We start from the raw sequence: 26,161 nt of genomic DNA, 5'->3' as shown, positions 1-26,161 counted from the left end.
CCCTCCTTGACGCATTGCCGCACGCCCCGCGCTACGTCGTCTGCGATCGGGGCTATGCCTCGAACCAGTTTCGAGAGGCCTTATGGGACAGGGGTTCACGCCCGGTCATCCCGACAAAACGCAACGAACCGCAAGTAGCCTGCCCGAAATGGGCCTATCGGCACCGACATCTGGTGGAAAACCTGTGGGCACGCCTCAAGGAGTGGAGAGCAGTCGCCACGCGGTATGAGAAAACCGCTACGTCCTTCATGGCTGTCATCTGCATCGCTGCAACAGCAGATCATCTCAAGACCTAACAGACCCTAAGACGAAGGCGAAAGCGGCCATAATTGCACACTCAGCAATCGCCGCCATTAGCCCCCGCCTCAGTAGGCCTCCGGCAACGTCGGACGGCCATCGTTCCGGTAAACATCCCCGCCCTTCATCGCGAAATCCACATGGTCGAGAAGCTGAGGCTCCCGCAACGGATCGCCCTTGACGGCGACGATGTCGGCATACCGTCCCTCGGCCACCGAACCCATCTTGTCGGACACGCCCAGCAACTCTGCTGCGCCGCCAGTCGCCGAGACGATGGCCTGTGAAGGCGTCAACCCGTTGGTGACCAGAAGCCCGAATTCCATGGCGTGATCGCCTTCGCCAAGGTCGGTGCTGTAGGCGACCTTGACGCCGATCTTCGCGGCAATAGCGAAGTTCTTCTTCGGCTTGGCGTCGTTGGCGAGTTCCTTTTCCGCGCTCCCCGGAGGCAGAAGTTCGGGATGATGAAGCGCTGCATTGTAAAAAATCTCATACACGCTCAGGGTCGGCGACAGCCATACGCCCTTGTTCTTCATCAGTTGAAGCGTATCCGGCGCGGCGAAAGACCCGTGCTCCACGGAATCCACCCCGGCCTCAACAGCCGCGCGGATAGCCTTGTCGGCATAAATATGCGCGGCGACTTTCAGGCCGAGGCTGTGGGCCGTCTCGATAATCGACGCCATTTCCTCGTTCGTCATCAATTGCAGGTTGGGATCGTCCCCCGACGACCCGATGCCGCCTGACGGCATGATCTTGATGACGTCCGCCCCGCGCCGCTTATGCTCGCGAACGCGGAAGCGGCCTTCGTCCGGGGAATCCACGATGCCCAGCGCCCACGCCGGATCATTGATCTGCGGGTCGAGGCTGTTGCGTTCATCGCCGTGGCCGCCGGTTGGACTCAACGGCTCCAGCGCCACCAGAAGGCGCGGACCGGGGACCCATCCGGCGTTGATGGCGTCGCGCAGGGCGACGGTCTCCGGGCCGCCGCCGAGGTCGCGGCCGCCGGTGAAGCCCTGTTGCAGCATCGCCTGCATATAGTGCGCGCCCTCGAAGCCTCGATCGAGCGGCGTATGGGTCACTTCGTCTTCCGTCGCGTTGGCGCGGCCGGGTAGTTTTTCGCTGACATGGATATGGCAGTCGATGAAGCCCGGCATCACTGTCTCGTCCGACAGGTCGATGACGCGCAGGCCTTTGGGCGCGGAGAAGCCGGGGGTTACGGACTTGATCCGGTCGTCATGCACGATGATCGTCACCGTATGGCGGGGGAGGCCGCCGTGCCCGTCCAGAAGCGCGCCTGCATGAATGGCGTAGTCGCCAGCGAGAGCCGGTGCGTTTGAAAGTGCGAAGGTCGTGGCGCAGAGAGCGGCGTGGAGCCATGAACGGCGTGTGTGTGAGGGGCGGGGAAGGTGCGGCATAGCGGGCGGGGGCCTCAGGCAGTAGGCGACAGGTGTCGCGATATTTTCTCGCGCGATCGGCATTCTTTGATCGTTGCTTGTCCGTGATAGACTGTTTTGCACGGCGACGACAGCGGGGAACGTGGATGAGCAGCGGCGTGGACATTCGACTGGCCGGCGCATGGGGGAGGCGGCAGCCCTGGAAAGTACGCCCTTCTGGATGCTTCACGAGAACTGTCCACGTAGCCTGCGTGTTTGTTCTGGCGTCTTGCGCCGCCCCTGCGCCGCGTTCGGTTCTGGACGCGCAGGCGCCGGGCGGCGATTGCGCCCTGCCGTTTACGGTGGCTGCCAGTCTGCATGCGCTGGAGACGGGGACAGCGACCGCTGCGTCTCTGGCTGCCTGCGCCCGGACGCGTGTTGCGATGAACGACGACCCTCTGCGGCGCGACCGGTACGGGCTGCATGCGGTTCTGGCGCTCGACCCCACGGCGCAAGAGCAGGCGGCGGCTTCGGACCGACGAAGGCGGGACGGGCGCCTGAAGGGGACGCTGGACGGCGTTCCTGTTCTGCTCAAAGACAATATCGAGACGACGGGGACGTTGCCCACGACGGCGGGATCTCTTGCGCTCGCGGCGAATGTGTCGCGGTGGGATTCGACAGTGGCTGCGAAACTGCGCGCAGCCGGGGCGGTGCTCCTTGGCAAGACCAATCTGTCAGAATGGGCGAATTTCCGCTCCGGAGATTCGATCAGTGGTTGGAGCGGGGTCGGCGGCCTTACGCGCAACGCGTTCGATCGCAATCGTTCGGCCTGCGGATCAAGCTCCGGCAGCGCCGTCGCCGTGGCTGAGGGTATCGTTCCTGCTGCGATCGGCACGGAAACGGATGGTTCCGTCACCTGTCCGGCGGCATTGAATGGTCTGGTCGGGCTGAAACCAACTCTTGGGCTGGTCTCGCGCAGGGGTGTCGTGCCTCTGGCGCCGAGTCAGGATACGCCGGGGCCGATCGCGCACACGGTGGCGGACGCTGCGTTGCTGCTCGATGCAATTGCGGGTTCCGACCCGGCGGACAGCGCGACGCATGATGCTGAGTCGCGGCGGGGGAGGTACGGTGACGCCGTTAATGCGGCGGCGGATCGGCGAATGTTGCAGGGCGTGCGCCTCGGAGTGTTGCGTTTCGCCGTGGGCAGCGACCCGCGCGTCGCTGCGTTGTTCGAGCAGGCGCTCGAACGCCTGCGTGCGGCGGGCGCGGTTCTGGTCGACATCAAGGCGGTAGACCTGACGGGGTTGCGGAAGGAGGAAAGCGTTGTCCTCCATTCGGAATTTCACGCTGCGATAGATACGTATCTGGCGCATGCGCCAGCATCCGTCTCCAGTCGTTCCCTTGCGGATCTGATACGCTTCAACGTGGCGCACGCTGGCGAAGAAATGCCCTATTTCGGGCAGGATTCTTTCGAAAAATCGCTGACGGCGAATGAAGACGACGCCTATCGCGTCTCCCTGCTGGACGCCCGTCGCCTTGCGGGCGCCGAGGGCATTGACGCCATGCTGTCCGTTGCCCATGTCGAGGCGTTGCTCGCGCCCACGACCCGCGTCGCCTGGCCGATTGATCTGGAGGAGGCCGATCCTCCCGGAGATGGAACCGGCTCGGCGACGCATCTCGCCGCCGTCTCAGGATATCCGCATCTGACCGTGCCCATGGGACTGGCGCCGCAGCCCGGTACGGCGAAAGGTCTGCCGGTAGGGTTATCTCTGGTGGGGGCTGCGTGGTCGGATGCGCGGCTTCTGGCGCTGGGGGCGGCTTATGAACAGATCCGGGGGGCGTTTCCGGTTGCGCCGGAAACGAGGGAAGTTCGGTGAATGGAATTTTAAAAAATTCAATATTATGAAGAGAAAATTTGTCAGTATGTGCTGAAATTGAGGAGTCGTGTCTAGAGACGCCTCATCTGGGAAATTCCGTAAAGCCGATCCATTTATTCGGTATGCGAGCCTTTCAAAGTCGTTTGAAAGGCTCGCAGCTAAGTCGAGATGCATGCAAGAGGCGGGCGACCTGCGGCCGAATTACGGCCGAAAGTCTGGTAATCTCTCCCCCACAATATGACTCTCCATATAGACTCTGAATGAGTCGCATTGAGCGGGGCGTTGGTTCATTTGCTTCGACGGGCGACGACCCACTCAGTCGAGGAACGATGAGTCGGAGCGCTCCAGCCGACGCCGTGCGCTCGCCAGATGGAGCCGGGCGCTGTCCGCGCGTCCGGCCGCCTCTTGCGACGCGACAAGGCAAGCGATTTCGTCCGGGACAATTTTCAGCGGACGACCGGTGCTGGCTGCGAGCACCTGCGCCTGAGACGCGCGTTCAAGATAGTAGAGGTCGTCCCACGCTTCAGCGATCGTGTCGGCAAGTACAACCACGCCGTGATTTTTGAGAAATACGATATCTGCGTCTCCCGCAGTCAGGGCGATACGCTCGCCCTCGGTCGCGTCCAGCGCCAGCCCGTTGTAGTTCTCGTCGACGGCCACGCGCCCGTGAAAGCGCAACGCGGTCTGCCCGGCCCAGAGTAATGGCGGTCCTTCGACCATAGCCAGCGCGGTCGCATAGGGCATGTGCGTGTGAAAGACGACTTTCGCTCGTGGCAGACGCATATGAAGCTGCGCATGAATATGAAACGCGGTGGCTTCCGGCGTGCCGGAGCCTTCGAGGACTCGACCGTGCACATCGCAAAGCAGGAGAGAGGAGACCGTGATCTCCGAAAATGCGTAGCCGAGCGGGTTGACGAGGAAGGTGTCGTCCGAACCGGGGATCATGGCGGAGAAGTGGTTACACACGCCTTCTTCCAGCCCATGCAGAGCCGCCAGTCGAAAACACGCGGCGAGGTCTTCCCTCGCCGTCCGGACGGCGTCCGGATCAGGGAGGTCATTGCGTCCGGGGCGGCTGTCGTCGATCTGGTAGATGTGCGCCATGGGACGCTGTTCCTTTGCTCACTTTGACGTAACGCGCCTCCGGAGACGCGCGCTGCGTCCGGTTTCGAAGGTAGGTATAATCTACCTAGCGGCGCGCCTTGCGCCGACGCTGCTCTGGTCAACGCGCCGACCACTGGCAATGGCGCCCTGCGTGCTCGAATTTCCAGACCGGCTCGCCTCATCAATTACCACAGTGCGCCTATGGCGCGAAGTTGTAACGAAGTCGGCACGAATGCGTCGTCGCGGCGGCGCATTGCCGCTAAGCGTCGGTTGTGACAGGTTCGTATCGATTGGTGGCGTTCATGTGTGACGAACCTCTCCGCAGGATGACGTGTCGGCGAAACGCCGTCGGTAGTGAGAAAATTCATGGTAGTGACAGGCGCGCGTAACCTATTCATTCGTCAGGCGTTGGTGTGCGGAACGGCCTGCGCAATAGTCTTGGCGGGTCTGCCTGCGACGCGCGCCGCAGTTGCGGATACGGCGCCGACGGTGGTCCCGGCGCAAGAGGTTGGCAGAGCCTATATCGCCAGAGAACTGATGGTGCCCATGCGGGATGGCGTTCGCCTGCAAACAGTGGTTGTCACGCCGGTCAGGCAGACAGGGCCACTGCCGATCCTTATCACACGCACGCCCTATGGCGTCCCTGATCAGGCGATGGTCGACCGTCAGGACGGAGATCCGAAGTCGACCCTGCTTCCGAGTTGGCGCGCGTTCCAGAAAGACGGCTACATCATGGTGTATCAGAATTTGCGCGGCCGGTTCAAATCCGGGGGGCAGTTTCTGGAGACGTCCCGCTATGACGCGCATGATCCGAAACAGGCGAATGAAGTCAACGACGCGTGGGACACGATTGACTGGCTGGTCAAAAATATCCCGAATAATAACGGTCGCGTCGGAATCTATGGCGTTTCCTACGCTGGCCTCACTGCAGGCCTAACCCTCCTGCATCCCCATCCGGCGTTGAAGGCGATCAGTGAACAGGCGTCGCCCGCCGATCAGTGGATGAATGACGACGACCATCATTACGGGGCGCTTCGGGAAAGTTATACGTTCGAATACACAGTTCTGGTGCAGGCGGAGAAAGAGGCCAACACGAATTTCGATTTCGGCGTCCACGACGTGTATAGCTGGTATCTCGCGCTTGGTCCTTTGTCGCATATCAACAAGGACTATCTGCACGGTAAGCTCGACTACTGGAATCAGGTGGTTTCTCACCCCGATTATGATTCATTCTGGAAAGAGGAAGCCTGGGTAGACAAGGTTCAGGCGTCTACTGTTCCGAATCTTAACGTCGCCGGATTCTGGGATCAGGAAGATCCATGGGGGCCATGGCGTATTTTTCACGGAGCCAGCCAGCACGATCCGGATAATACGAACTTCATCGTCGCCGGCCCGTGGTATCATGGGGGCTGGCAGCGGACGGATGGCGGGAATATCGGCCCGCTGCCGCTTGGCGGGCATCAAACGGCGGTGGAGTTCCGTGAAGGGATAGAGGCGCCGTTCTTCCGCTATTACCTCCACGAAACCGGGGAAAAACCGTCGTGGAAAGCAAAAATGTTTGAAACGGGGTCGAATGAATGGCGCGAGTATAAAGTCTGGCCGCCGCAAGAGGCAAAGACCACCCAACTGTTCTTTCATGCAGACGGAACGTTGTCATTTCAGGCCCCGACAAAGAAAAATAGCGGAGTTCGTCATTACGTTTCGGATCCGGCGAGCCCCGTTCCCTATCGTCCGCGTCCGATATCGCCGACGTATCCGACGCCCGAATGGCGCACATGGGAAACAAACGATCAGCGTTTCGTCGACCATCGGCCCGACGTTCTGACTTTCGTCAGCGCGCCGCTGGATCACGACCTGCGCGTCGCCGGCCCACTGGAAGCCCATCTGTTCGCCTCCACCAGCGGAAAGGACGCCGATTTCGTGGTCAAACTGATCGACGTGTTCCCTGAAGAGGGCCAGAAGGCGTTTGTGGCTCATCCGGACGCCGCCACCTGGGCGGACTCACTGGATGGTTACGAACTGCCGATCGCGATGGACGTGCGTCGGGGCCGTTACCTGCACGACTACCAACACGCCCATCCGCTTGTTCCTGGCAAGGTCGAGGATTGGTCCATTCCCCTGCGCGATCACGACCACGTCTTTCTGAAAAGACACCGTGTGATGGCGCAGGTCCAGTCGACGTGGTTTCCCCTGATCGACCGGAATCCGCAGACATGGGTTCCGAGCATCTATCAGGCGAAGGAGGGTGATTTTCAGCCCGCGACGCAGAAGATTTACGCGACTCCTGAAGCGGCGTCCTATATCTCTCTCCCGGTGATCGAAGCGACGCCGTAGATACGATGTCGGGCAAGCCTGCTCCGCCTGTCGATTGTTTTCTGAATGATACGTTCCCGACGGTGACTGCATGATTTCGGCGGCTCTCGACGACCTGCAACTGTCCCGTCTGCACATGCGTCTTTTGCTGATCGCCGGACTTGGTTACATGTTCGACGGGCTGGACGGCTCGGCTCTGGCGTTTTTCCTGCCAGTCCTGAAGATGCAGTGGGGTCTGTCTGCATGGCAGGCGAGCATGATCGCGTCCAGCACCTCGGTTGGTTATCTTTTCGGCTCGTTCGCTTCAGGTTTTCTGGCCGACCGTATCGGCCGCCAGCGCGTGATGATGACGGCGTTGGCGTTTTACTGCGTCGCGTCGTGCCTGAGTGCGTTGGCCTATGACTGGCGCGTTTATTGCGCTTTGCGAGTTTTATGCGGCGTTGGAACCGGCGCCGAAGCGGTCGTCATTATTCCCTATATTGCGGAGTTTCTTCCGGCGCGTCTGCGTGGCGGGCTCTGCGGGGCGGTGGTCGGATTTTATTCTTTTGGCTATGTCGGGGCCGCGTTGATTGGCGTTGGCGTTGTTTGCAGGTTTCCTGACGGCTGGCGTCTGGCGTCCTTTATGACGGGCGCCCCCGTTCTGCTGCTGCTCTGGTGGCGTCGTGCGCTTCCGGAATCTCCGCGTTGGCTGGAAGCTCGGGGGCAGGTGGACAAAGCGCGGGAAGTCGTCGCCCATTTTGGCGCGAATGTCCGGGCGCAAGGGGCCGGACCTATTGCGGGGCCGATCGATACGAAGGTGATTTTGCGCGATCGACATTGGGTTTTTCGTATCGGTTTATGCATATGGATATGGACTTTCCTGTTTTTCGCCTTTTACGGAATTTTCGCATGGATTCCCTCCCTTCTCATGCAACGAGGGATGAATCTCTCGCAAAGCTTCGGAGTGTCGTTTCTGATCTTTGCGGCGCAAATCCCTGGATATTTCGTCGCGGCCTGGATGAATGGCGTCATCGGGCGGCGACGCGTGATGATCGGTGCTTTTTGCGTGGCGGCTCTGGCGGCAGCGTTTCTTGCAACTGCCCCGGCAACCATGGGCGTCATCATCGCTGCGATGGGACTTTCGGCGGGCCTGAACGGATCCGTCGCGGGACTTTACGCCTATACCCCTGAACTTTTTCCAACAGAGATCCGTGCGACGGCTATGGGCCTTGCATCTGGCGTCAGCCGTTTGGGCGCCATCGGCGGGGCGTTTGGAATCGGATTGTTGTCCAGTTGGGGGGGCTCTCAGCTTGTTTTTTCGGTCATTGGCGCCGCGCTGGCTTTTGCTGTGTTGCCATTGCTGACTGTCGCGCCAGAGACAAAGAACGCGCCATTGCCAGAACTTGGGTAACAATTTGCTCCGATGTCTGCCCGTTGCGTCAATTTTGTATCGGATCTAGCGAGAGTCTCTCCGTCCAAGCGGACGTAGTTTTACCGCCTCAGCATGCTCGATAAAAACTGATCACGAGTGCTCTTGCAGAGCCGATGAGGCATCTGATCATACAGACTCTACGATCTGTCGGGCATGCTTTCTCGAATTGCTCTGCAATCTTGCCCCCTCCAGTCGTAGGTAGGGCGTCGCGGTTGCTGCGCGACAGGCCGGGATAGGTCTGGCCGTGTTCCAGCGTTCAGAATGTGTCTCGCGATTTGGGGCGTGTTGGTAAAACGCTCGCAATGACAATGCTATTTATCTTCCGAATGGTTGTCGCTGCGTGTCCGCCGAAGGAGGGTGAGCTGCCCGCTCCGCCTCCGCGGCGCGCCGCAGGACGCCACCGGCTCCGGTGAGTTTACGAACCGCCGTCACCAAAAGGCTCGCAGCCGCGACGCTGATTCCTACGATAAGGACTGCCGCAGGCTTCTGTCGCGCCTGAAACTCCGGGGTTAGTCTCGACATCGCATATCCCCCACATATGTCGGTAAAAACTGGAGACTACCCTCGCTCGGGAATGTCTCCGACGGTGCGAAGGCCAGCTTCAAGAAACGTCAGGCTGCGTTCCCGTGCGAGATGCTCGGCGTCAGCGTTGAAGCTGGGACGATCACGATTGCCGAAACCGTGCCCAGCCTCATCATAGACGTAGATTTCGATCTCGGGATGCGTCTTGCGAATGTCGGACACGTCGGATGGCGGAATCGATCCGTCCTGTCCGCCAAAATGCAACTGCACTGCGCAATGCGGCGTCGCATCCTTGTGCGCCGCGATCCCGCCGCCATACCAGCCCACCGCTGCGGAGAAGGCGGTCGTGCGCGTCGCGCCGTCCCAGGCGAGCCGCCCGCCCCAGCAGAAACCGATGATCCCGACTTTCCTTTCCGGCGCCTGCTCCCGCAGATGGCGCGCGCAGGCTTCAAGATCCGCCAGCGTGCTTTCGAGGGGAATATCGGCCCGCAGCGCCAGGCCCTTCTGCACATCTTCCGGCGTGTAACCGAGCTTCGCGTCGGGCTCCACGCGGTCGAACAACGCGGGGACGATCACAGAAAACCCGTCGGCGGCCCAGGCGTCAGCTACAGCGCGCATGTTGTGGTTAACGCCGAAAATCTCCTGCACGACGACCAGAGCATGCGGGGCTTCGGGGCTGCCGGCGACGTAAGCGGAGAATGTATGACCGTCGGCGGCGGTGATGGAGATGAACTGACCCATGGCGCGACTCCTGTGCCATCCATGATGGGCGCGACCTTGCGGTCGGGCGTTTAGGGGAGGCCATTTCTGGCCCGTCAGATGAAAGTGTCAATCTGGGGCGTCAATCTTGCGTGCGGAGCTATGCAAGCGAGTCGAGAGGAGACAGGGCAGGGCCTACATATGGCTCCAGCCGTGTCGTTCCAGCGGGATGTCGGAGCCGTCGGCGCGCGCAAGTCGCGCGCCCGACACGCCTGAGTCGAAACGCCCGATCCGACTGATCGGCGTTCCGGTCAGACGACAGCTTTCCAGCAACCGCTCGCTCGCCGAATCGGGAACAGCGAGCAGAAGTTCGTAATCGTCTCCGCCCGTCGCGCAGAAGGTGGTGAGGTTTTCCCCGGTGAAACGACCGGCCGCCGCCCCGGAGGCGCGCGCGGCGGCGGAGAGCGGAATCGAGTCCGCGTCGATCACGACGCCGACGCCGCTTTCGCGCACCAGATGCCCGGCGTCCTGCACCAGCCCGTCCGAGACATCCATGGCGGCATTGGCGACTCCACTCAGCATCAGGCCAAGGCGCGGCTGCGGCAGTCGGTAGCGGTCAGCCAGCCAGCCATCCGGGTCCGGGATTTCGCCCCGAAGGGCCAGCAGACCAAGTGCGCCGTCGCCGATCGTCCCGGTCACCCAGAGGCCGTCGCCGTGACGCGCGCCGTTCCGTCGGAGCGCCGCGCCGGGCGCGACGTTCCCAAGAATGGTGAGGGACATCACCAGCGGGCCGCGTGTGGATGTCGTATCGCCGCCAAGCAATGTCACTCCGAACCGCGCCTGATCTTCAGCGACGCCAGCAGCGAACGCGGCGTACCAGGCGTCGTCACGGGCGATGTGACCGGGGCCACGGGGACAGGCAAGCGCAAGCAGCCAGCCGAATGGCTGGGCGCCCATCGCCGCGATGTCGGAAAGATTGACCCGGAGCAGCTTGCGACCGAGCGTTTCTGGCGGATCATCCGGCAGGAAGTGAACGCCTTCGACCATCGTATCGGTCGCGACCACCATGTCGTGGCCCGATTTCGGGGTGAACAGCGCCGCGTCGTCGGTCAGGCCCAGCGCTTCCACGCCAGCCAGTTGCTTGAAATGACGTCGGATAAAGGCGAACTCGTCAGGCTGCGGCGAGTCCGCGTCTGACGTCACAGGCGTTTCACGCCTGTTCGCCATTGGCGTCGTCCGGGGCGCCGGTTTCGTCCGTCGAGACGGCGCCAGCAGTCGCCTCGGCAGCGTCCTCGGTCTCAACGCCGCCCTCGCCCTCGCGGCGCAGGCGTTTCGCCACACCGTCGAGAACGCCATTGACCAGCTTCGTCTCGTCGCCCGAGAAGAATCCGTGGGCGACGTCCAGATACTCGTTGATCACGACGCCAGCGGGCGGCGCTTCAGGCGCATCCAGCTCCGCGATGGCGGCGACCAGAATGGCGCGCAGCACGGGGTCGAGCCTGTTGACCGGCCAACTGGCCGGGAGGGTTTCCGACAACAGGGCTGCGCGACGCGACGACGTTGCGCTGGCGCGGCGGGTGATCTCGGTGAACAGGTGGATGTCGGCTTCAGGGATATGACCCTCTTCGAAGGTCTCGCCGGACAGCGGTGTGCCGAAACGGTGCGTCACGAACTGCCGTATGACGTTCTCCGGGGCATCCGCGCCCTGCTCGATTTGAAAGAGCGCCTGCACAGCCGCGACGCGCGCTGCTGTTCGGGGCCGTATCGCCGGGCTCAGCCGTTCCTGTGTCTCGGCCATCCGCCGCTCTCCTGCCTGTTCTCTGTTCATGCGCTCTGCGTACGTCTGTGGTCGTATTCACGCGTGGCGCCGCCGGTCGCGACATCTTATCGCACGGATTCGCCGTTCCGGGGCGCGCTTCATCGCGCCTTTACCGTCTCAGGTCCACCCCCCTGGCGTCGGACAACGGCAAGTCGTGCGGACTTTTTGTCCCGGGTCAGTCCGATCCGGTCTTTCTGTCGGTCATCGAGGTGACGATCGCAGAGAAATCCTTGGTCTCCCGGAAGTCGCGATAGACGCTGGCGAAGCGGACGTAGCCGACGGCGTCCACGGTGTGCAGCGCCTCCATGGCAAGCTCACCGATCAGGTGCGTCGGGATTTCGCCTTCGCCGGACGCCTCCAGACGCCGGGCGATGCCGCTGACAATCTGCTCGACCCTGTCTTCGCTCACAGGCCGCTTGCGCAGCGCGATACGCACCGAGCGCAGCAGCTTCTCCCGATCAAACGGCGCCCGCCGACCATCGGCCTTTACGACGATCAGTTCCCGCAGTTGCACTCGTTCCACAGTGCTGAAGCGCTGACCACACTGGGAGCACGAACGTCGACGTCGAATGGACGCGCCCTCCTCGCTGGGGCGGCTGTCCTTCACCTGCGTGTCGTCGTGATTGCAGAATGGGCATCGCATCAAACTGTCTTTCCTCGGGCGATCTCGCACGGCGGCGAACATATCGACTGCTCCATTATAAAGCGAAGTGCGTCCCGGGCGCCACGGCGAGCAAAAATGTCGTCGCTTGCGTGGCGAATTGGGTTTGGAAGTGGCGAACGCAGCCGTGCTGCAGGTGTTGAACGGATTGCCGCAAATGCGGAGTGGGGGGCGAGTTGAAAGATCAGGAGTGTCGGCGAGTCGTAAACTGGGGACAGCGGCGCGGTGGCCCGGCGTTCGACTCCGCAGTTCGCAGTCTGACTATGCTGGCGACGCTTGCGAATCTGTTTCGACGGCTGACCCTGCGCGACTGGAGTGATAGGGTGTGTGGAACCGTTCTCGTGTCCGCAACGTAGTAGACAGGCGAATATCGAGGCGAGCGGCGTGGCGAAAATAAATAAGGTGCTCGGTGTGAAACGTTCGCGACTTATGTTCCCGGTGTTCCGCCGTTTTGTGGAGATTCGACAGGATACGCGCCCGAAGGTCTCGCTGTGGCGGGTCGGCCTCGCGTGTGCGGCGTTTCTGGCGGCGACGCCCGGCAACGCGGCGGACGAGGGCGCGGCCTCACCGGGCGCAGCGACGGCCAGTTCTGACGATATGAGTGGCGCGGAGGCGGTCCTGGTGCCCGGGCAGGAAGGAGCGGCTCATGACGTCGCCATCACCGGGCAGTGGATGGTTCGCGGAAAACGTGTTCCGGATCGGCTCTCGGCGTATTTCACGATAGAGAACCGGGCGGATGCGACATATCTGGTGCAGGGCGTGAGTTCGCCGTCCTGCGCACAGCTTTACGGCTACCACTCTGATCAGGAAATCTCGTCCGCCACGCGCAACCTGTTCTCCCATCTGGCTCTGCCGGAGAATCAGACGCTCGTGTTTCCTCCGGGAGGATACCATTTGATGTGCGATGAAGCGCCGGGCGTGACTGTAGCGGACGGCTCTACCGTGTCGGTCACGTTCACGTTCCTAGGCGGCGCCCACAAGACGGTGAATTTTCCAGTGAAAGCCCGATAATAAGCTACTGATCGAAAGTTGCCCGACTTCGGGTCTGGCAAGGTCGCTCGATCAGCCGCCACCGACCGGCGAGTTCTCTCGCTCACGCGAGAGCTCGCTGGATCAGCCTATGCGCCGGGTTGGTCCAACATGGACAGGATTTCTTCCGCCGCTGCGTCGGCGGGGATTGCGCCCCCCGGTCCACGCAATCCTTCCAAAAGCGTCTGGAATCCTGCGCGCTGGGCCTCAGCAGTCTGCCGGTCGGTGATAAGGCGCTCGACGGCGTCAGCCAGCACGTCGGGGCGGCAATCGCCCTGCAGCAACTCCGGCACAAGTCCACGTTCAGCAAGCAGGTTGACCATCGCCACATAAGGCACGCGTATCAGCCGCCTTGCGATCGCCGCGGTGAGCGGATTCACCCGATAGGTCACGGCCATTGGCACGCCCGCCAGCGCGAGTTCGAGAGTCGATGTGCCGGATTTGGTCAACGCTGCGCTAGCTGCGGCGAAAGCATCGTGCTTGTCGTTCACCTCCGTGACGATAATTGGCTGCGTCGGCCAGCGTGCGGTGGCGTTCAGCACTGTCTTCGCGACCACGGGCGAGACAGGAATAACCGGAACGACGTTCGGGATGCGCTGACGCAGCAGCGACAACATGCGCCCGAACACCGGCAGCAGACGCGGCGCCTCGGAACGACGGCTGCCGGGCATGAGGATCACGATCGGCGCATCATGGGACAGGTCGTGGCGTTTCCGGAACGCAGCCGCGTCGCCAGTGTTCGCGCCGGACTGCAGCACCGGGTGGCCAACGAAGCGGGCGTCCAGCCCGTGGCGACGGAAGAAGGCTTCTTCGAAAGGAAGCAGCACGAGAAGCCGCTCCCATAGCCCCGGAAACTCGCGGACGCGATGTTCGCGCCACGCCCAGACCTGCGGTGCGACATAATGTGCGCGGGGGATCGCGAGGGGCGCGATGCGTCGGAGCAGCCGAAGCGCAAACCCAGGACTGTCGATGGTCACTACGAGGGCGGGCCGGGTGCGTTCGATGTCGCGGACGGCGTCGTCCAGTCGACGGGACAGGCTGCGGATGCGAGGGAGAATCTCGACCAGCCCCATGACCGCAAGCTCATGCATAGGGAACAGGCTGCGCAGCCCCTGTTCCTGCATGCGCGGGCCGCCGACGCCTGCAAAGCGCAGGTCTGGACGGCGCGTGCGCAGGGCGGCCATCAGGCGCGCGCCTAAAACGTCGCCGCTCGCCTCGCCGGCCAGTATCCAGATCAGGGGGGCGTCAGCCCGGGCGTCGCTGGGGCTCATGCGCTCCGGATAATGCCGGGGCGCAGACGGCGCAAGCGGCGGCCTTATGGCCGGGGTGGCGGGCTGCTTCTTGAGAGCGCCTGAAGCTGACAGGGCGGCGATTACACAAAATCGATAGGACCCCGCGTCAACCGGGTTTTTCGGTCGACGCCGCGTCGTTCGTGGCGCAGGTAGGGAGAAGGCGAACCAACAATAAATTAAGGACAGGCAGCCGGATGACGAACAAAACGGCGTCTCTCGACGTCGCACGCAGCGCCGAAGGGTATGCTGCGGGCGGCGTTGCGCAAAGTTCCACCGTTGCGGACATCGCGCCGCCGATGACTACCGGAGCGCGCGTACGCGCGGCCATGCAGGTCGCCAGCGGCAATATGCTCGAAATGTATGATTTCATGGTGTTCGGCTACTATGCCGCCGCCATCGGTCGTGCGTTCTTCCCGTCCGGCGATGCCTACGCCGAACTGATGATGTCTTTCGCGACGTTCGGGGCGGGATTTCTCATGCGCCCGCTCGGCGCGGTCGTGCTTGGCGCCTATGTCGATCGCATCGGCCGACGCAAGGGCCTGATCCTGACGCTTTCGCTAATGTCGATCGGGACGATGTGCCTCGCGCTTACGCCGACATATGCGCAAATCGGCTTGCTGGCTCCGCTGATCGTGCTGTGCGGCAGGTTGTTGCAGGGCTTTTCGGCTGGTGTGGAGCTTGGTTCCACCTCCGTCTACCTGGCTGAAATCGCCACGCCCGCCACCAAAGGCTTCGTTGTCTCGTTTCAGTCGGCGTCGCAGCAGGTCGCGGTCGCCGCGGCTGCCGCTCTGGGCGTGTTTTTGTCGACTGTCATCCCGCCGGAAAGCATGGGGGCATGGGGCTGGCGCGTGCCTTTGCTGCTTGGATGCATGATCGTGCCGGTCCTGTTCTTCCTGCGCCGCAACCTGCGTGAGACTGAAGCATTCGCAGCGACGCATTCGCCACCTGCGATACGCGAGGTGCTTGCCACCATCGCCCGCGAATGGCGGATTGTGGGCGTTGGCGTGCTGATGGTGCTGATGACCACGACGTCCTTTTACGTGATCACTGCTTACACGCCCTCCTTTGGAGCGAGCGTCCTGCATCTGTCGTCTCGTGACAGTCTGGTCGTCACCCTGTGCGTCGGCGTCGCCAATTTTGCGATGCTTCCTGCCTTCGGCGCACTTTCGGACCGGATCGGTCGGCGCCGACTGCTGATCGTCGCGACGGTGACCGCTATCCTCACTGCGTGGCCCGCCATGACCTGGCTGACCACCACACCGTCCTTCGGTCGCCTCCTTGTGGTGGAATTGTGGCTGGCGCTGATCTACAGCGCCTACAACGGAGCGGCGGTCGCATTCCTGACGGAAATCGTGCCGCCAAGAATCCGCACGACCGGCTTCTCGCTGGCCTACAGCGCCGCGACCTGCATCGGTGGTTTCACGCCGACAATCTGCACCTTGCTCATCCACCAGACAGGCGACCGGGCGATGCCTGGAGCCTGGTTGTCCGTCGCTGCGGTGTGTGGTCTGATTGCTGCAATTCGGGCAAAGCCTTATAAGGACGAGGGCGCGCGCGCTTGACATCGATTGTGTGCTCGCCGAACGGCGAGAATGTAAGGCGTGGCCGATACGCTTGTGGCGTCGCCCTGATCGCCGTCGCCGCGTCGTTTTGTGGAGAGGGAGAGGCCCGGGCTGCATCTTCCGGAAACGTCGACGTTCAGGCATTGGCGGAGTTGGTGAAGGCGCAGGCCCGGCAGATTCATGATCTGCAGGCCCGTCTCGATCTCGTGGAGAAGCGCTCCACGCCTGCCTCGGCCAAATCCTCGTCTGCGTCAGCCGGGAAACCAAAAACGGCTTACGCAGCGACGACGATGGTCGCTCCAGCGGTGCTTCCGCCGGTCGTCGCGCCGCCTCAGGCCTCGAGCAGCGTGGTGGCGACGGTGAACCAGCCAGTGGTCAATGAGGCGAGGCCGACGTTCCGTATCGCAAATGATTCGTCGAACATGTTCACGACGCGTCATGTGTATCCGTTGATAGCGGCTCCGCCGGGCACATATGGCGCGATTTCGGCGATGCCATCGAACTCCTCGCCTGTCTATGGAGTCGAGTCTTCCATTCCGTCAGCGGCGCGGACGACGACCGTCGGTGGTCTGGTATTGAACTGGGGCAAGGGGCTGCCGGAATTTACGACGCCTGACGGGCACTACGCCTTTCGCGTGCGTGGACGTGTGCTGGCTGATTACGGGGCTGCGTTTGGTTCCCGGTTCGGCGGGCAGAATGTTTCGCGTACTGCGCTGCGCGCAGCCCGTATCGGCATCGAAGGACGGGCGCGGCAGCTTTCCTGGGTCTTCGAGACGGATTTTTCGGGAAATCAGGTCCAGATCGTCAGCGCTTTCGCGACCTGGAGCGACAAGATGGCAGGGCATCTTGTCGAATACACTCTTGGCAACAAATTCAACGAGCGCGGTTTCGACGGCTCGACGGGTTCGGACCAGACGGTGTTCCTTGACCGCGATCTGGTCGCCAATGCGATTTTGCCGGTCAAAGGTTGGTACGGGCTTGGCGGCGCCTACAAAATTTTTGGAAAAAGCTGGCATGTCGCCGCGCAGATCACCGGCGACGACGTTAATTCGTCGAATACGACCAACAATGTGCGTGACGATCTCACTTATGAATTGAGGTCGCATTGGATACCCTGGCGCTCCAAGGATGCGCTCATCCATCTGGGCGCCTGGGGTTTTTACGAGGACGTAAAACCCGCCGCGTCGTTCTCCCAGAATGTTCGGTTGATGGCGCGTACCGACGACGCGTTTTCTGCTTATCTGGGGCCGACCGTTCCTCTGGCCAATTCACTCGCGGGTGGGCTCGAGCTTTTTGGTATCTGGAAAAATGCGTGGGCTCTGGCGGAAGGCGGCGTTCGAAGCATGAAGTTCCGCGACCTTTCGGGCGGCGGCAGGGGCACGGAGAAGGCGGCGAGTGCGCAGACCGGTATCTTCCTGACGGGGGAGACGCCGAATTACTTCGCCCATACCGGCCAATGGGCTACGCCCCGGGTCCTGAATCCTGTGCCGGACGGAGGGGTCGGAGCCTGGGAGGTTGCGGCGCGCGCGGACTGGCTGGACGCCAGCGACGTGCCGACGGGCGCGCGCGCCTGGACCGTCACATTGGGCGTAAACTGGTATCTGGTGAACTATGCGCGCCTGATGCTGAACTACACCCATGCGCATGTATCGAACAAAACCGGCTCCTATATCGGGGAGACAGGCGGAAATATGATCGGGATGCGTGCGGGCATTACGTTCTGACGCCTATCCCGAAAACGGCGCAGAGGGCAGACGCCACGCCACATGGTCAATGGCGCAATAGGCGTTCACGTCGCGGTGCGGGCGCAGGGCGATGCAAGCGCTCGGTCGGTCGGCACTGTCTGAAACGCCATCCCATCCGATCGGTGCGGGCTGCTTCTTCGCCCGCATTTTCTGTGACAATCAGAACCCCTGACGTTCGGCGTTTGCTCCATGAGCCGCAGTCTGTGGGAACTGAATCGACATAGGTCGAGAAAACGGAAGATGTCAGCGCGATGGCTTTGCCGTCAGTGAGTTTCGCGAAAGCCGAGCGAGCGTGGCTTTCGCGCCTCAACGACGCGGTCAGGAGCAACGGATGCTGCTGACGCCCTGTGTCGATTTGCCAAGCACACGAAACCGCAACCGCGATGCTTCGGCGGACAGACGCACTCCATGCGTGTGAGTCGTGAGGCGCAATTCAACGCCCTTGGCGTTCTCCAGCGCCATGACCCCCGATCCGCCCCCCGCTGTAGCTTCAGCGTCCACAGCCCAGAACGTGCTGTCGAAATCGTTGGCCGACCCGAGATTGGCGACGCTGCCCTCCGCGCATGATTTCGAGTAACCAAGCGCCGGGGCGCCACCGCCGCTGACGGAGATTTTGTAGTCAGCGCCCTTGTAATGAAGGATGCCCTGGCCCCAGGCGTATCCGGGACCCAGATTGGCGCTGTGGACCTGAAAGACGAGCCGGTCGGAATCCGCGCCAGGTTGTGTCGCCGCATCGACACTTGCCGCAGCCGCTTCGCCTGTAGCGAGGGCGAGACCGCACAGCGCCGCCAGGACTGCAATTTTCGTGTGTCGGGACATGACGTAACTCCTGCTCATCGAGTATGCGCAATCGATCATGGACACGACTCAATCCGGTGCGTCGGTTGCAATGAAGCCATTTTCAGGCGCGTGCGCAACGGTCTGCATGCATGATCTTCGATAGCCCTGAGCGTTTCGCTGCGCATTGATTGGACGCAATGTTCGAGACGATCATTCCCCCCGCAGGCTTCGACCGTCCAAACGATGTCACGTGCGTGGCGCGCGCCTGAGCGTCTTTTTACGCTTCACGGCGTGCTTATGAACAGTCCTGCGATGACCGCGCTCGTCAGATTGGAGAGGCACCCCGCCAGAACCGCACGCGCGCCCATGCGGCAGACGAAAGCCTTGCGCTCAGGGATGACGCTGCTGAAGGCGCCGATCAGGATGCCGATGGAGGATACGTTTGAGAAACCGCAAAGGGCGAAGGATGCGATGGCGATGCTGCGGGGTTCAAGATCTCCCGTGTGGAGGTGCGGGGCGAGGGAGCCATAGGCGACGAATTCGTTGAAGGCGGTTTTCTGGCCGATCAGCGTGCCTACGACGCCTGAATCATGCCACGACGTTCCGATCAGCCACGCGAGAGGCGCGAAAACCTCCCCCAGCAATCCGGACAGGGAAAGCGTTCCGCCGATATGCAGCGCATGCCCGGCGGCCCCCAGCGTCCGATCCAGAAGCGCGATCAGCCCGACGAAGGCGATCACCGTTGCGCCCACCGCCACCGCGACCCGTGTGCCTGCGGCGGTGCCGTTCGCTATCGCCTCGAACACGTTGGAAGTCGCGCCCCCCGGAGCATCCTCCAGGGCGTTCCCGGTCGTGGTTGAGGCGGATGAGGTGTCGCGCATGTCGACGATGAGCGGCGTTTCGGTCTCCGGCATCAGAATCTGCGCGAACAGAAGGCCGCCGGGAATGGCCATGAACGACGCCGCGAGCAGATAATCCATGGGCACGCCAAGCGCTGCGTAACCGGCGAGAACGGAGCCCGTCACCGAAGCGGTGCCGCTGCACATCACAGCGAACATTTCCGCCCGTGTGAGACGCGACAGATAGGGAGCGATCGCGACGGGCATTTCGCTCTGGCCGACGAATATGGTGATGACGGCGGAGAAGGATTGCGCGATCGAGACGCCGATGAGCTTGCTGACCGCAAAACCGATCACCTCGGCAAGGCGCTGCATAATTCCGAAATGATAGAGCACCGCGATGAGCGCGCTGACATAGATGATTTCCGGCAGGACCTGAAAGGCGAAGATGAAACCTTCGCCGGGGAACACATCCCCCATTTTCGGGCTGACCAGCGCTCCGAACAGAAACGCGGAGCCTTGCGCGCCGCAGGAGAGAACCTGCCCCACGACTGTCGAGACGGCGTGAAGCGCGATGCGTCCCGGAGGCACGAACAGGACGATCGCGCCAATTCCGATCTGCGTCGCCAGAGCGGCGATGACAGGGCGCAACCGGATCGCGCTGCGATTCGTTGAGAAGGCCAGTCCAATCGCAAGCAGAAGCGCTACTCCCGCCAAGCCGCGCAAAATCATGCCTGCATCCCGGTTCGTGTCGATGTCGCGACGAGTCTTGTCCGCTCGCGCCGGGCTGTCCAGTGCCGCATCTGCAGGCTCTCGACAAATCGTGGCAGGCGAGGCAGGGCTAGGGCAGGGCGCGATCACGCGGATTCGGGACCGATAACCGACGGTTTCGCAAGCGACTCGCGCATGTGACGGGTTCGGCGATCGTCCTTCGACGCAGGAAGCGTCGTGCGACGTTTCAAGACCAGTCTGCGATGAAATTCGGCGCTCGCCGTGATGAGGCCGGAAGTTGCGAGGGAACGACCATGCAGTGCGCCTATGATTTCAGCATGCCCGGACTCGAAGGGGGTACCGTCGATTTCGCCGCGTGGCGTGGAAAGCCGTTATTGATCGTGAACACTGCCTCCAAGTGCGGCTTCACGCCCCAGTATGAAGGATTGCAGGCTCTCTGGTCCGAAATGGACCGGGAGTTGATCGTGATCGGCGTGCCCAGTAACGATTTCGGCGATCAGGAGCCGGGAGGTGGGAAGGAAATCGCGACTTTCTGCTCCCGCAATTATGGGGTCAGCTTCCCCATGACGGAGAAAGCCCATGTGCGTGGACGCGACGCGACTCCCCTGTTTCGCTGGCTGGCGGAGCAGGGTGGATTTCTGGCGCGTCCGCGGTGGAATTTCTTCAAATATCTGATCGATCGTCAGGGACGCTTGACGAACTGGTTCTCCAGCATCTCGTCCCCCGACTCACGCCGCGTGCGGGAGGCCGCGGCGCGGCTCGTGCTCGATCATTGAGGTCAGCCGTCCAAGGCCAAATGTGACTTGAGCGATGCCCCACGGGGCTTTCGAGAGGCGTCGTCCGGGTAAGGCTAAACCGAATGAACGGCGGCTGCGACGATTGGTGGTGGCGGCCCGCGTAGCGCTCGTCGGAAGATCACCTGAGAGCCCCGATTTCCGCTGCAGGAGACCCATCTTTCGGCGTGCTGAGCGAGCAAGGGCGATTAAGAGCTCTTTAATTGCAAGGCGGATCTTCACAGTTGGCGACGCCGCCACAAATGCGCCTTACCATCGGTTCAGAAGACAACTGATACGAATTACGGCCGCTGCCCCGCCCTATGCCGTTATCCGACGGCGTCGCCCGCCAGCGAGGATGGCGGTTGCGCGGGGGGCGACGGCTGACCGTGAGGATGCTAGACAGCCGCCATGACGCCTCGCCTGTTTTTTGCCTCCCGATTGCCTGCCGCATTCTTCCGTCCCGACGGCTGGTCGGGCGGCGGGGTGATCCCCACAGCCGCCCGCTGGCTTGCCGCAGGCATTCGCCTTCCCGTATTCGCGGGATACACGGCGCAGGCCTGGTCCGACATCCTGCATTCGGAAGGTGGACAGGGCGTCGGTGGTCTGAATGCGGGAGGACGTGGCGCCGACCGATTGGGAGCGTCGAGCGACTCTTCCCGACGTGCGGCGGGTAGTGGTTCCGGCGGCTCCGGGGGCGGTTCGGGCGGGGGGCGCTGGCTTGGCGGTGGGCCGCCGCGTCGTCCGCGTTTTCGGCAGTGGCGCAGGGCGCTGGGCATGGCGAGCGCGATTATTCTTCTGGGCGTCGGCGCCGCAGGGATCGTCGCGTGGAGCAAATACGCCGGGCTGGTCGCAGATCTGCCAACGGTGGAGGGGCTGAAATCCTACCAGCCTCCGGTGATGAGCCGACTTTATTCCGGCGATGACCGCCTTATCGCGGAACTCGCCTCAGAGCGGCGTATCTTCGTGCCGTACGAGGCGATTCCGGACAGGGTGAAGAACGCCTTTCTGGCGGCCGAAGATCAGAAGTTCTGGACCCACGGCGGCGTAGACCCTCTGGCGATCCTGCGCGCTGGTCTGACCGACATGACCCGGGGTAAGGGCCGTCGGCCGCTCGGCGCTTCGACCATTACGCAGCAGGTGGCGCGCGTCATGCTGCTCGGGTCGAACGCAGTGTCGATGGAGCGGAAGGCGAAAGAGGCGCTGCTCGCGATCCGTATCGAGCAGGTGCTGCCGAAGGAAAAGATTCTCGAAATCTATCTCAACGAGATCTATCTCGGCGAAGGCGCCTACGGCATAGGCGCCGCCGCGCAGGCTTATTTCGCCAAACCGCTGGATCAGCTTGACGACGCTGAAGCGGCGTTTCTGGCGGCTTTGCCGAAATCGCCCACGAATTATAATCCGCATCGTTTTCCCGACGCCGCGCGTGGACGCAGGAACTGGGTGCTCGAACGTATGCGCGAACTGGGCTGGCTGAGCCCGGACGCGACCCAGGCGGCGATCCAGGAACCGTTGATTCCGCGTGACTACCACCGCCCCGGACCGATCCCGGGATCGGAATGGTATGGGGAGGAAGTTCGGCGTGAACTGATCGAACGCTATGGCGTCGAGCAGACGATGCGCGGGGGACTGGACGTTCACACCAGTCTTGATCCGACGACCCAGAATCAGGCGACCGAAGCGCTACGCGAAGGGCTGATGGCGTATGACCGGTCTCACGGCGGCTGGCGCGGTGCCGTCGGTCATCTCGACGGCGTCGGGGGACGTGGCGGTTCGACCGACGAGGCTACGTGGTCGGCGCGTCTGGGAACGATGGCCGCGCCCGCGGGCATGCTGGAGCAGTGGCGGCTGGCGGTGGTGCTTGACCCGACGACCGGGGCGGTCGGATGGGTTGAGGGCGGCGCCCTTGGCGAGCCCCGTCGCGCGACCCTGCTCGCCAAGGATCTCGGCTGGATAAGAAATTACCGCGCCCTGCGTGCGGGCGACGTGTTGATGATCGAACCGCAGGCTGACGACGCGGCGCATGTCGCGCTAAGGCAGGTTCCGCAGATCGAAGGCGCTGCGGTGACCATGGACGCGCGGACGGGGCGTGTGTTGGCGATCGTCGGCGGCTGGTCGTTCGCCGCATCGCAGTTCAATCGCGCGACGCAGGCGCTGCGTCAGCCGGGCTCATCGTTCAAGCCATTCGTCTATCTGGACGCGATGGAGCAGGGGATATCGCCCTCGCAGACTTTCGATGATTCGGCAGTCTCTTATGGCTCCTGGCACCCGAGCAATTACGAAAAAGATTTCTGGGGACCGACGACGCTGCATGATGCGCTTCGCGAATCCCGCAATCTGGTGACGATCCGGCTTGCCGCGCATATAGGCATTAAAACGGTCGCCGATCTCGCGACCAATATCGGCCTTGTTCAGTCCATGCCGCATGTCCTTCCGGCGGCGTTGGGCGCCGTTGAGACGACGGTGCTGCGGGAGGCTGGCGCGTATGCGACCATCGCCAATGGCGGGCGAAAAGTGACGCCGACGCTCATCGACGATGTGCAGGACCGCGACGGGCACGTGATCTGGCGGCCGGAGGGTCTTGCGCTTTCGACCGCGACGCCCGATGCGGCTCCGGTCGACGCGCAGCCGGACGCAGTCTTTCCCTCGGCCGGGCAGGATCAGGCTGGGGCAGAAGGCCCAGCGACGACGGCTCCTGATGCAGCACAACCAGCCAAACCGGACGCATCGCAGGCGCCGCCGCCGATCGTCCCGCCCGGACGAGACGCTCTTCCGGCGCTCGTGGACGGTCGTAAGAGGATCGCCAGCGCCGACAGCGCCTTCCAGATCACCACGATGATGCAGGATGTGATCCGCCGCGGCACCGGCGTCGCCGCCGGGGCGGGGATCGATCACCCGATCGCGGGCAAGACCGGCACGAGTCAGGATTTCAACGATGCATGGTTCGCCGGATATTCGGCGGATCTGGTCACAGTCGTCTGGATCGGTTTCGACACGCCGCAATCCATAGGCAAGAACGAGACGGGCGGCGCCATCGCCGGACCGATCTGGAATCGGATCATGAAGGCTTCGCTCGCAGATCGACCGAAGCTCGACTTCCGGGCCCCGGAAGGGGTGACGCTGGTGCGTTACGACACCGGGCGCGGGGTCGCCATCGACGCCTTCAAGAACGATCAGATTCCGGGCCAGAGCGCCAGCTTCGCCAGCGCGGCCGATGCGGGCGCCCTCACGGCTGCGGACACGGGCGCGGAGAACCTGCCTGATTCCGAATCCGACATGGTCGAGACGGGCGGCAGTCCGGCGCGGCCTCAACCGGGTGCGGCTCAGGCTGCGGGAACTGAGGCTCGCCCTGCGGCGCCTTCTCAGCCCGCCGGGGGTGACATTGGCATGGGCGGCCTGTATTGAGGCCGGTCCTGTAATCCCGAGACGGAGTTCGGTCGTCATGTCCGCCGAGACGGAAGCTCTCAACGAACAGATCAAGCAGTCGGTCGCGCTGCTGAGGAGGCATCTTTGACTGGGATGTCGCACAGGGCCGTCTGGCCGAACTGAATAACCGCGCCGAAGATCCTGACCTGTGGAATGACGCCGAGGCGGCGCAGAAGCTGATGCGCGAGCGCACGTTGCTCGCCAATCAGGTTGAGGGCGTGCAGAAGCTGGAAGGCGAAGTCGCCGACACGGTCGAGCTGGTGGCGATGGCCGAAGAGGAAGGCGACGCCGATCTGGTGGCGGAAGCGATGGCGACGTTGCGCCGCCTTGCGGAAGAGGCGAAACGTCGTGAGACCGAAAGTCTGCTGTCCGGCGAAGCTGATGCTAATGACTGCTACCTCGAAATCAACGCAGGCGCAGGCGGCACCGAGGCTCAGGACTGGGCCGAGATGATCCTGCGGATGTACTCGCGCTGGTCAGAGGCTCATGGCTACAAGATCACCATCATGGAAAGCTCCGAAGGCGAGCAGGCTGGCCTGAAATCCGTGACCATGCAGGTGAGCGGCCCGAACGCTTATGGCTGGCTCAAGACGGAGGCGGGAGTGCATCGTCTGGTGCGTATTTCCCCGTTTGACGCCGCTGCGCGTCGGCAGACGTCGTTCGCATCCGTCTGGGTGTATCCGGTAGTCGACGATACGATCGAGATCGAGATCAACGAAGCGGATCTTAAAGTCGACACGTTCCGCGCATCCGGCGCCGGCGGACAGCACGTCAACAAGACGGAATCCGCCATCCGCATCACGCATATCCCGACGGGAATCATCGTCGCCTGTCAGACGGATCGGTCGCAGCACCGGAACCGGGCGACCGCGATGGGGATGCTGAAGGCGCGTATGTACGAAGCCGAGTTGCAGCGCCGGGAGGCTGCGGCGGCGCAGACCGAGGCGGCGAAGACCGATATCGGCTGGGGGCATCAAATCCGGTCCTACGTTCTGGCACCGTATCAGATGGTCAAGGATCTGCGGACTGGCGTCGAAAAGGGCAATCCCGACGCGGTGCTCGACGGAGCGCTCGACGACTTCATGGCGGCGTCGCTCGCGGCCCGCGTCGGCGCCACACGATCCGAGGCGAGCGCTTCGGCTCAGTAAGGCTTCTTGCCGCTCGCCGAGATTGGGATACGCAAGCAAAAAAGGCGCCCTCGCATTTAGCGAGCGGCGCCTTTTCATTATGCATGATGCGGTAGAGTTGAGCTTCTTGTGGGCATTGGCGCCGGGCAGGCGTCCTGCTCGCACAGCTATGCGAGAGTTCGCATTTCTCGAGTAAGCCTCAGGGATGAATTTGTTATTATTCATCCGTCGTTTCTTGGGGGGCGTTTAGCGCGCCCATCCTGTCGCGCGATACGCGTCAGGCATGTCAACGCGGCCCAGATTAAATCCGATTTGGACGATGCTTCGGTCTGCCGCAACTGTGCCTCAGGCACTGATGCGCAGGCGCACGCCGCGAAGAAGAAGGGGCGTGGCGAACGCCTGCGGGGGCGCGCTCAAACCGCTGTTAGCGTGTTGAACCGAGCGTCGTACGGCGCGTTGTCGGCGAATCACTCCAGCGACGTTTTTTTGTCGCCGCTCGATTTGCTAGCATTTTCGTGAGCAAGTTTTCTGCGCTCGGCCTGCTGCCCGCCGTGAGCCGCCATTCTTGCCGCAAGATGAATACTGGTTAACTTTTGAGCCGAATGCACCGAAAATGAACGTTTTCATTTCGGTAAATATCTTTCTTGACATCCCTTGCGGTCGATTGCCCAATCGCAACGGCCAGAGGCTCCATCCGTCGATCTGTCGCCCTTGTCCAGACGGCAAGGTGGACGGGAGAGCGTCACAGGGCTGCATGGCCAGCCGTTCGAAGAATCCGGCTGAGCG

Annotated in this window: 20 protein-coding genes; 10 read left to right on the top strand and 10 right to left on the bottom strand. The window is 62.5% G+C overall.

All coding sequences use genetic code 11. The annotated features are described in order from the left end of the window. The coding region (locus tag G442_RS24435; protein WP_026398287.1) for an IS5/IS1182 family transposase at positions 1-296 on the top strand (296 nt) is incomplete at its 5' end. Positions 297-365: 69 nt separating this feature from the next. Here G442_RS24435 and G442_RS0112620 read toward each other — a convergent pair. Further along, positions 366-1,709 (bottom strand): metal-dependent hydrolase family protein, encoded by a 1,344-nt coding sequence (locus tag G442_RS0112620; protein ID WP_035376610.1) that lies wholly within the window; start codon positions 1,707-1,709, stop codon positions 366-368. Positions 1,710-1,834: 125 nt separating this feature from the next. Here G442_RS0112620 and G442_RS22190 point away from each other — a divergent pair, with 125 nt between their 5' ends. Continuing rightward, positions 1,835-3,544, top strand: a complete 1,710-nt coding sequence (locus G442_RS22190; protein WP_084440575.1) for an amidase — start codon at positions 1,835-1,837, stop codon at positions 3,542-3,544. Between the two features lie 315 nt (positions 3,545-3,859). Here G442_RS22190 and G442_RS0112610 read toward each other — a convergent pair whose 3' ends face one another. Beyond that, positions 3,860-4,645 (bottom strand): aldolase, encoded by a 786-nt coding sequence (locus G442_RS0112610; RefSeq protein WP_026398285.1) that lies wholly within the window; start codon positions 4,643-4,645, stop codon positions 3,860-3,862. A 366-nt stretch (positions 4,646-5,011) separates the two neighbouring features. Here G442_RS0112610 and G442_RS0112605 point away from each other — a divergent pair, with 366 nt between their 5' ends. Both G442_RS0112605 and G442_RS22185 read left to right on the top strand, forming a co-directional pair. Then, positions 5,012-6,979, top strand: coding sequence for a CocE/NonD family hydrolase (locus G442_RS0112605; RefSeq protein WP_084440574.1), 1,968 nt, complete (start codon positions 5,012-5,014; stop codon positions 6,977-6,979). A gap of 70 nt (positions 6,980-7,049) precedes the next feature. Then, positions 7,050-8,348, top strand: coding sequence for an MFS transporter (locus G442_RS22185; protein WP_051292280.1), 1,299 nt, complete (start codon positions 7,050-7,052; stop codon positions 8,346-8,348). Between the two features lie 336 nt (positions 8,349-8,684). On the opposite strand, the gene G442_RS26675 is transcribed toward G442_RS22185, so the two are convergent. The 5 genes from G442_RS26675 to nrdR all read right to left on the bottom strand — a co-directional run bounded on the left by G442_RS26675 (position 8,685) and on the right by nrdR (position 12,052). After that, positions 8,685-8,891: a hypothetical protein gene (locus G442_RS26675; RefSeq protein WP_154660372.1), complete on the bottom strand. Its 207-nt coding sequence runs from the start codon at positions 8,889-8,891 to the stop codon at positions 8,685-8,687. A gap of 36 nt (positions 8,892-8,927) precedes the next feature. Further along, positions 8,928-9,632, bottom strand: coding sequence for a dienelactone hydrolase family protein (locus G442_RS0112595; RefSeq protein WP_026398283.1), 705 nt, complete (start codon positions 9,630-9,632; stop codon positions 8,928-8,930). A gap of 153 nt (positions 9,633-9,785) precedes the next feature. Then, entirely contained in the window at positions 9,786-10,817 is a 1,032-nt protein-coding gene (thiL, locus tag G442_RS0112590; RefSeq protein WP_035376586.1) for a thiamine-phosphate kinase, read from the bottom strand. After that, positions 10,801-11,388, bottom strand: a complete 588-nt coding sequence (gene nusB, locus G442_RS22180) for a transcription antitermination factor NusB (RefSeq protein ID WP_051292278.1) — start codon at positions 11,386-11,388, stop codon at positions 10,801-10,803. Before nusB ends, thiL begins: the two co-directional genes overlap by 17 nt. 196 nt (positions 11,389-11,584) lie before the next feature. Further along, positions 11,585-12,052: a transcriptional regulator NrdR gene (gene nrdR, locus G442_RS0112580; RefSeq protein WP_026398281.1), complete on the bottom strand. Its 468-nt coding sequence runs from the start codon at positions 12,050-12,052 to the stop codon at positions 11,585-11,587. Positions 12,053-12,454: 402 nt separating this feature from the next. Here nrdR and G442_RS23990 point away from each other — a divergent pair, with 402 nt between their 5' ends. Next, positions 12,455-13,081 (top strand): copper chaperone PCu(A)C, encoded by a 627-nt coding sequence (locus tag G442_RS23990; RefSeq protein ID WP_051292276.1) that lies wholly within the window; start codon positions 12,455-12,457, stop codon positions 13,079-13,081. Positions 13,082-13,188: 107 nt separating this feature from the next. Here G442_RS23990 and lpxB read toward each other — a convergent pair whose 3' ends face one another. Then, positions 13,189-14,370, bottom strand: a complete 1,182-nt coding sequence (lpxB, locus tag G442_RS0112570) for a lipid-A-disaccharide synthase (protein ID WP_026398280.1) — start codon at positions 14,368-14,370, stop codon at positions 13,189-13,191. A 215-nt stretch (positions 14,371-14,585) separates the two neighbouring features. Between lpxB and tcuC the strand changes: the two genes are divergently transcribed. Further along, complete coding sequence (gene tcuC, locus G442_RS0112565; protein ID WP_281285506.1) at positions 14,586-15,953, top strand: MFS transporter; 1,368 nt, start codon at positions 14,586-14,588, stop codon at positions 15,951-15,953. Next, complete coding sequence (locus G442_RS0112560) at positions 15,950-17,677, top strand: OprO/OprP family phosphate-selective porin (protein WP_026398278.1); 1,728 nt, start codon at positions 15,950-15,952, stop codon at positions 17,675-17,677. Before tcuC ends, G442_RS0112560 begins: the two co-directional genes overlap by 4 nt. A gap of 339 nt (positions 17,678-18,016) precedes the next feature. Here G442_RS0112560 and G442_RS0112550 read toward each other — a convergent pair whose 3' ends face one another. Both G442_RS0112550 and G442_RS0112545 read right to left on the bottom strand, forming a co-directional pair. Next, on the bottom strand, positions 18,017-18,517 hold the full coding sequence (locus tag G442_RS0112550; RefSeq protein WP_146882457.1) for a hypothetical protein: 501 nt from the start codon (positions 18,515-18,517) through the stop codon (positions 18,017-18,019). Positions 18,518-18,762: 245 nt separating this feature from the next. Beyond that, the gene (locus G442_RS0112545; RefSeq protein ID WP_026398275.1) at positions 18,763-20,049 is read right to left on the bottom strand and encodes a NupC/NupG family nucleoside CNT transporter; all 1,287 of its coding nucleotides are present in this window, start codon (positions 20,047-20,049) and stop codon (positions 18,763-18,765) included. Between the two features lie 293 nt (positions 20,050-20,342). Here G442_RS0112545 and G442_RS0112540 point away from each other — a divergent pair, with 293 nt between their 5' ends. The 3 genes from G442_RS0112540 (at position 20,343) to prfB (ending at position 25,396) form a co-directional block, all read left to right on the top strand. Beyond that, positions 20,343-20,825, top strand: coding sequence for a glutathione peroxidase (locus G442_RS0112540; RefSeq protein WP_026398274.1), 483 nt, complete (start codon positions 20,343-20,345; stop codon positions 20,823-20,825). 774 nt (positions 20,826-21,599) lie between these two features. Next, positions 21,600-24,227 carry a penicillin-binding protein 1A gene (locus G442_RS0112535; protein ID WP_035376604.1) on the top strand — a complete coding sequence of 876 codons (2,628 nt, stop codon included), beginning with the start codon at positions 21,600-21,602 and terminating at the stop codon, positions 24,225-24,227. Positions 24,228-24,264: 37 nt separating this feature from the next. Further along, positions 24,265-25,396 (top strand): peptide chain release factor 2 gene (gene prfB, locus G442_RS0112530; protein WP_146882455.1). Its coding sequence is split into 2 segments (ribosomal slippage): positions 24,265-24,333 and positions 24,335-25,396, totalling 1,131 coding nucleotides; the frame shifts between segments, so codons are not numbered across the junction. The last annotated feature ends 765 nt before the right edge of the window (positions 25,397-26,161 follow it).

Source organism: Acetobacter nitrogenifigens DSM 23921 = NBRC 105050 (genome assembly GCF_000429165.1).
Classification (GTDB): Bacteria; Pseudomonadota; Alphaproteobacteria; order Acetobacterales; family Acetobacteraceae; genus Acetobacter; species Acetobacter nitrogenifigens.
The sequence above is the reverse complement of the archived record's forward strand: the minus strand, read 5'-3'. Positions and strand labels throughout refer to the sequence as shown.

Excerpts from the sequence above, each read along its gene's own strand:
- G442_RS0112550 (WP_146882457.1), bottom strand. The coding sequence starts at position 18,517 with ATGTCCCGACACACGAAAATTGCAGTCCTGGCGGCGCTGTGCGGTCTC.
- G442_RS0112595 (WP_026398283.1), bottom strand. The coding sequence starts at position 9,632 with ATGGGTCAGTTCATCTCCATCACCGCCGCCGACGGTCATACATTCTCC.
- G442_RS22185 (WP_051292280.1), top strand. The coding sequence starts at position 7,050 with ATGATTTCGGCGGCTCTCGACGACCTGCAACTGTCCCGTCTGCACATG.
- tcuC (WP_281285506.1), top strand. The coding sequence starts at position 14,586 with ATGACGAACAAAACGGCGTCTCTCGACGTCGCACGCAGCGCCGAAGGG.
- G442_RS0112605 (WP_084440574.1), top strand. The coding sequence starts at position 5,012 with ATGGTAGTGACAGGCGCGCGTAACCTATTCATTCGTCAGGCGTTGGTG.
- nrdR (WP_026398281.1), bottom strand. The coding sequence starts at position 12,052 with ATGCGATGCCCATTCTGCAATCACGACGACACGCAGGTGAAGGACAGC.
- lpxB (WP_026398280.1), bottom strand. The coding sequence starts at position 14,370 with ATGAGCCCCAGCGACGCCCGGGCTGACGCCCCCCTGATCTGGATACTG.
- G442_RS0112535 (WP_035376604.1), top strand. The coding sequence starts at position 21,600 with ATGGCGAGCGCGATTATTCTTCTGGGCGTCGGCGCCGCAGGGATCGTC.
- G442_RS0112610 (WP_026398285.1), bottom strand. The coding sequence starts at position 4,645 with ATGGCGCACATCTACCAGATCGACGACAGCCGCCCCGGACGCAATGAC.
- G442_RS26675 (WP_154660372.1), bottom strand. The coding sequence starts at position 8,891 with ATGTCGAGACTAACCCCGGAGTTTCAGGCGCGACAGAAGCCTGCGGCA.
- thiL (WP_035376586.1), bottom strand. The coding sequence starts at position 10,817 with ATGGCGAACAGGCGTGAAACGCCTGTGACGTCAGACGCGGACTCGCCG.
- G442_RS0112620 (WP_035376610.1), bottom strand. The coding sequence starts at position 1,709 with ATGCCGCACCTTCCCCGCCCCTCACACACACGCCGTTCATGGCTCCAC.
- G442_RS22190 (WP_084440575.1), top strand. The coding sequence starts at position 1,835 with ATGAGCAGCGGCGTGGACATTCGACTGGCCGGCGCATGGGGGAGGCGG.
- nusB (WP_051292278.1), bottom strand. The coding sequence starts at position 11,388 with ATGGCCGAGACACAGGAACGGCTGAGCCCGGCGATACGGCCCCGAACA.
- G442_RS0112545 (WP_026398275.1), bottom strand. The coding sequence starts at position 20,049 with ATGATTTTGCGCGGCTTGGCGGGAGTAGCGCTTCTGCTTGCGATTGGA.
- G442_RS0112540 (WP_026398274.1), top strand. The coding sequence starts at position 20,343 with ATGCAGTGCGCCTATGATTTCAGCATGCCCGGACTCGAAGGGGGTACC.